At 44.7% G+C, this 2,703-nt stretch carries 10 protein-coding genes; all 10 read right to left on the bottom strand.

Translation table 11 applies throughout. The features are described from left to right. Positions 1-48: 48 nt before the first annotated feature. Complete coding sequence (locus tag J6U00_RS01640; protein ID WP_296577963.1) at positions 49-246, bottom strand: hypothetical protein; 198 nt, start codon at positions 244-246, stop codon at positions 49-51. Then, positions 239-385, bottom strand: a complete 147-nt coding sequence (locus J6U00_RS01635; RefSeq protein ID WP_296577961.1) for a hypothetical protein — start codon at positions 383-385, stop codon at positions 239-241. The genes J6U00_RS01640 and J6U00_RS01635 overlap by 8 nt, the downstream gene beginning before the upstream one ends. After that, positions 378-647, bottom strand: coding sequence for a hypothetical protein (locus J6U00_RS01630; RefSeq protein ID WP_296577959.1), 270 nt, complete (start codon positions 645-647; stop codon positions 378-380). The genes J6U00_RS01635 and J6U00_RS01630 overlap by 8 nt, the downstream gene beginning before the upstream one ends. After that, positions 641-832 (bottom strand): hypothetical protein, encoded by a 192-nt coding sequence (locus J6U00_RS01625; RefSeq protein WP_296577957.1) that lies wholly within the window; start codon positions 830-832, stop codon positions 641-643. Before J6U00_RS01625 ends, J6U00_RS01630 begins: the two co-directional genes overlap by 7 nt. Further along, positions 819-1,154: a hypothetical protein gene (locus tag J6U00_RS01620; RefSeq protein WP_296577956.1), complete on the bottom strand. Its 336-nt coding sequence runs from the start codon at positions 1,152-1,154 to the stop codon at positions 819-821. The genes J6U00_RS01625 and J6U00_RS01620 overlap by 14 nt, the downstream gene beginning before the upstream one ends. Positions 1,155-1,157: 3 nt before the next feature. Beyond that, a complete protein-coding gene (locus J6U00_RS01615) occupies positions 1,158-1,424 on the bottom strand; it encodes a hypothetical protein (protein WP_296577954.1) in 267 nt (88 codons plus the stop codon). A gap of 4 nt (positions 1,425-1,428) precedes the next feature. After that, on the bottom strand, positions 1,429-1,653 hold the full coding sequence (locus J6U00_RS01610) for a hypothetical protein (protein WP_296577952.1): 225 nt from the start codon (positions 1,651-1,653) through the stop codon (positions 1,429-1,431). A gap of 191 nt (positions 1,654-1,844) precedes the next feature. Further along, positions 1,845-2,063 (bottom strand): hypothetical protein, encoded by a 219-nt coding sequence (locus J6U00_RS01605; protein ID WP_296577950.1) that lies wholly within the window; start codon positions 2,061-2,063, stop codon positions 1,845-1,847. Then, positions 2,056-2,268, bottom strand: a complete 213-nt coding sequence (locus J6U00_RS01600; RefSeq protein WP_296577948.1) for a hypothetical protein — start codon at positions 2,266-2,268, stop codon at positions 2,056-2,058. Before J6U00_RS01600 ends, J6U00_RS01605 begins: the two co-directional genes overlap by 8 nt. Then, positions 2,255-2,614 carry a hypothetical protein gene (locus tag J6U00_RS01595; RefSeq protein ID WP_296577946.1) on the bottom strand — a complete coding sequence of 120 codons (360 nt, stop codon included), beginning with the start codon at positions 2,612-2,614 and terminating at the stop codon, positions 2,255-2,257. Before J6U00_RS01595 ends, J6U00_RS01600 begins: the two co-directional genes overlap by 14 nt. Positions 2,615-2,703 lie beyond the last annotated feature (89 nt).

The following is a 2,703-nucleotide window of genomic DNA, read 5'->3' as shown; positions in this document are numbered from 1 at the left end:
GTAGGCCCTATGTTGCAATTCATTCAAATTCCCCTCCTATAGATTTTCCTAATCGCTCATATCGAAGCTCTGATTGAGCGCTGCGATCATGCAGCCGTCGCAGTAGGTTGTATCATAATGCCCGCATTTCGTGCATACCAGATAATGCTGACAAAATTCACACTCCGGATCGCCGACCATGTTCTTAACGCAGTCGGCTTTGTCTTTTTCTAAACAGTAAAATTTGTTGACCGGCTCTTTAGCCATTTTCCCCGTCATCCTTTCGTTTTGTAAACAGCGTGATCTCCGGCAGACCGAATTCCGCTCTGATATCGTTCTGCTCCTGCCTGTATTCATGTATCCACAGCAGGACTGCCGCGGTAAGCAGCAGGATCCACTTAATCATTTCGCAGCTCCAGTCTGCTTATAATATTTCTTATCGTGTCTAATATAGCCGTGTCGCCTTCTGTGCCGCCCGTGAGTGCCGCTCTGATGTCTGCCACGGCTTTCTTTACCGGTTCAACTTCACCCGTGATATTGAGCGCTGTAGCCGCGATAAACTTTGTCAATGCTTCGTTACGTGATTTCAGATTCGTGTTTTCCTGTTCGAGATCCTTTATCGCGAGATTAGCGTCATTAAGCAGGATCTCTAATTCCCTTTTTAACATATGTCTTTTCCCCCTGATTTTTCATTTAAATAAACCCTCGTTTCAGTGACGGGGGTCTTTTTCTGCCTTATCGTCTTTACATTCACCTCAGCTCTCGGAAAAAAGCTTTCCATGTATTCCAGCATCATCTTCTGAGTGATGTAGTTGTAAAGTTCACCTTCAAATGTAACTTCAAATTTCTTCATCTTTTCTTCCTCGTATCTCATCCATGGCCGGTAACAACCCTGACGCAAATTCCTTAAGCATGTCAAAGTAATTGTCAAGGGACATTCCCTTTTCCTTGAACAGGTCGTAGTAAGCTGCTACAACGTGTGTCACGAGCATTTCAGTGTATTGCTGCTCATTACCCGCTCCCATTGCCGCGATTCCTTTTTCCCTGTTATTGTGATACAGCATATAAAACGAACATCCGGCCGCATTCAGTCTCCACTGATTCGCCCTAAGATATTCATATGCTGCGTGCATGTCTTTCTGGTATCTGATTCTTTCCTTGCTGTCCATTATCATTTTTTAAAACCGTCTCCCTTCCACAAGTACAAGTTCACTCTCATAATACTTTTCTCTCATGTAATCGAAAACCACACCGTTCAGCGCTCCGGTGAAACAGTCGTTATCCACCCGCTCGACTGTAAGAAGAGGTTCAGCCGGCTCCGGTGTATCGCTGAAATGCAGCAGTTCTTTCTTCACTACCACCATATCACCGCGCTGTGTCTGTTCCAGCGCCCACGGTTTGTAGGCGCTCTCTCTGATTCTCACAATATCTCCGACTTTCAGCATCGTATCATCTCCCGTTGTAAAGCAATTGTTCAGTACCGTCCATGTGCCGCGTGACCTTGTAATCAGGGTCGATATACCCGCCTTCAAGCAGTCTGTCAAACTGTAAAGACGTGATCTCGAAATAAGTATGCCCCTGACTGATCCAGTACCTGTTCCTTGTTCTCCTCGGCTCCACAATGAGGATAAAGCTGCTGTGCTTTATAAGCCGCTCAATATCTCTCCATGTCATAACTTTTCCCCTTCCTAAATCATTAAAAAGTAATTTCAATCCGCTCGATTTTATCTGTGCTGTATTCCATCACAGCCTCGACGTTATGATCGAACTCGTTTGGAAATACCACTGCGACCGTTTCGCCATGTTGTCCGCGGCCGTAAACCTCATACGCTCTCTCAAAATCGATGTCCTCGCCGTTTTTTCGCTTAATGCTTACTTTCATCTTTGGTCTTTACCTCATGCACCATATCAGCACCATCACACAGCATTTGCTTCGCTTCTTTATAGGTCATTCCGTTTCCTGCCGCCTCGGCCGCAGTCTCAATTAGTGCTTCAAACGCAATTGCCATTTCTGCAATGCATTCATGGCTTTTTCCGTTGATATCTATTTCGCTTTTTTGGTCTTTGATTTCAAGTTTAAGCATCTATTCCCGCCTCCGTTTTATATACAACTTCCATTTTGTGATTCAGAATGCACACGATCACTCTTGCATCGTTGTTAAGCTTATCCCTTGCTATTTCTTCAAGCATATTCAGCGCATCTTCGTAAGTGTCGTACTGCACTGCAACCGGCACGTAACCAGTGCGCTTATATACCACAAGAAAACCTTTGAATCTACCTTCCTTCATTGCTTTCACCTCTCAGCCGCTCGTCGATCAAAGGAATGAGCATCACCGGTACAAGCTCCATGTGAATTACCGTCGGTGCATTCACGATCTTGTGCAGCATGTCAATGTACATCCTTGAAGCCGACGCGCAGACCTCTTCATATTCTTTCCTGGCTATTCCAAGCGTTCCTTCCATTGTTCTTCTGTACGACTTAAGACACCGTGAGTATTCGGCGAGTTCGTAAATGTAGTCTTTGGCTTTATCAGAAAAAATCATGCCGTCCATTAAAAATTCAGGGTTGCATTTCTCGACTTCTTCCATAAGTTCGCACAGCTTGTCATTGAATTCATCTTTGGATTTTATCATTGTTTCCGCCTCCCTGTAATTCGATAATACAATCACAGCAATACGGTTCGTTTTCTTCAAGGTTCATTCGCAGTTTACCGTCTTCACCC

This window comes from Ruminococcus sp., assembly GCF_017650195.1.
In the GTDB taxonomy this organism is placed as follows: domain Bacteria; phylum Bacillota; class Clostridia; order Oscillospirales; family Ruminococcaceae; genus Ruminococcus.
This window is presented reverse-complemented; position numbering and strand designations above follow the sequence as displayed.

Coding starts and splice junctions, on each gene's coding strand:
- J6U00_RS01615 (WP_296577954.1), bottom strand. CDS start 1,424: ATGCTGAAAGTCGGAGATATTGTGAGAATCAGAGAGAGCGCCTACAAA.
- J6U00_RS01605 (WP_296577950.1), bottom strand. CDS start 2,063: ATGCTTAAACTTGAAATCAAAGACCAAAAAAGCGAAATAGATATCAAC.
- J6U00_RS01610 (WP_296577952.1), bottom strand. CDS start 1,653: ATGACATGGAGAGATATTGAGCGGCTTATAAAGCACAGCAGCTTTATC.
- J6U00_RS01635 (WP_296577961.1), bottom strand. CDS start 385: ATGATTAAGTGGATCCTGCTGCTTACCGCGGCAGTCCTGCTGTGGATA.
- J6U00_RS01600 (WP_296577948.1), bottom strand. CDS start 2,268: ATGAAGGAAGGTAGATTCAAAGGTTTTCTTGTGGTATATAAGCGCACT.
- J6U00_RS01620 (WP_296577956.1), bottom strand. CDS start 1,154: ATGATAATGGACAGCAAGGAAAGAATCAGATACCAGAAAGACATGCAC.
- J6U00_RS01630 (WP_296577959.1), bottom strand. CDS start 647: ATGTTAAAAAGGGAATTAGAGATCCTGCTTAATGACGCTAATCTCGCG.
- J6U00_RS01625 (WP_296577957.1), bottom strand. CDS start 832: ATGAAGAAATTTGAAGTTACATTTGAAGGTGAACTTTACAACTACATC.
- J6U00_RS01640 (WP_296577963.1), bottom strand. CDS start 246: ATGGCTAAAGAGCCGGTCAACAAATTTTACTGTTTAGAAAAAGACAAA.
- J6U00_RS01595 (WP_296577946.1), bottom strand. CDS start 2,614: ATGATAAAATCCAAAGATGAATTCAATGACAAGCTGTGCGAACTTATG.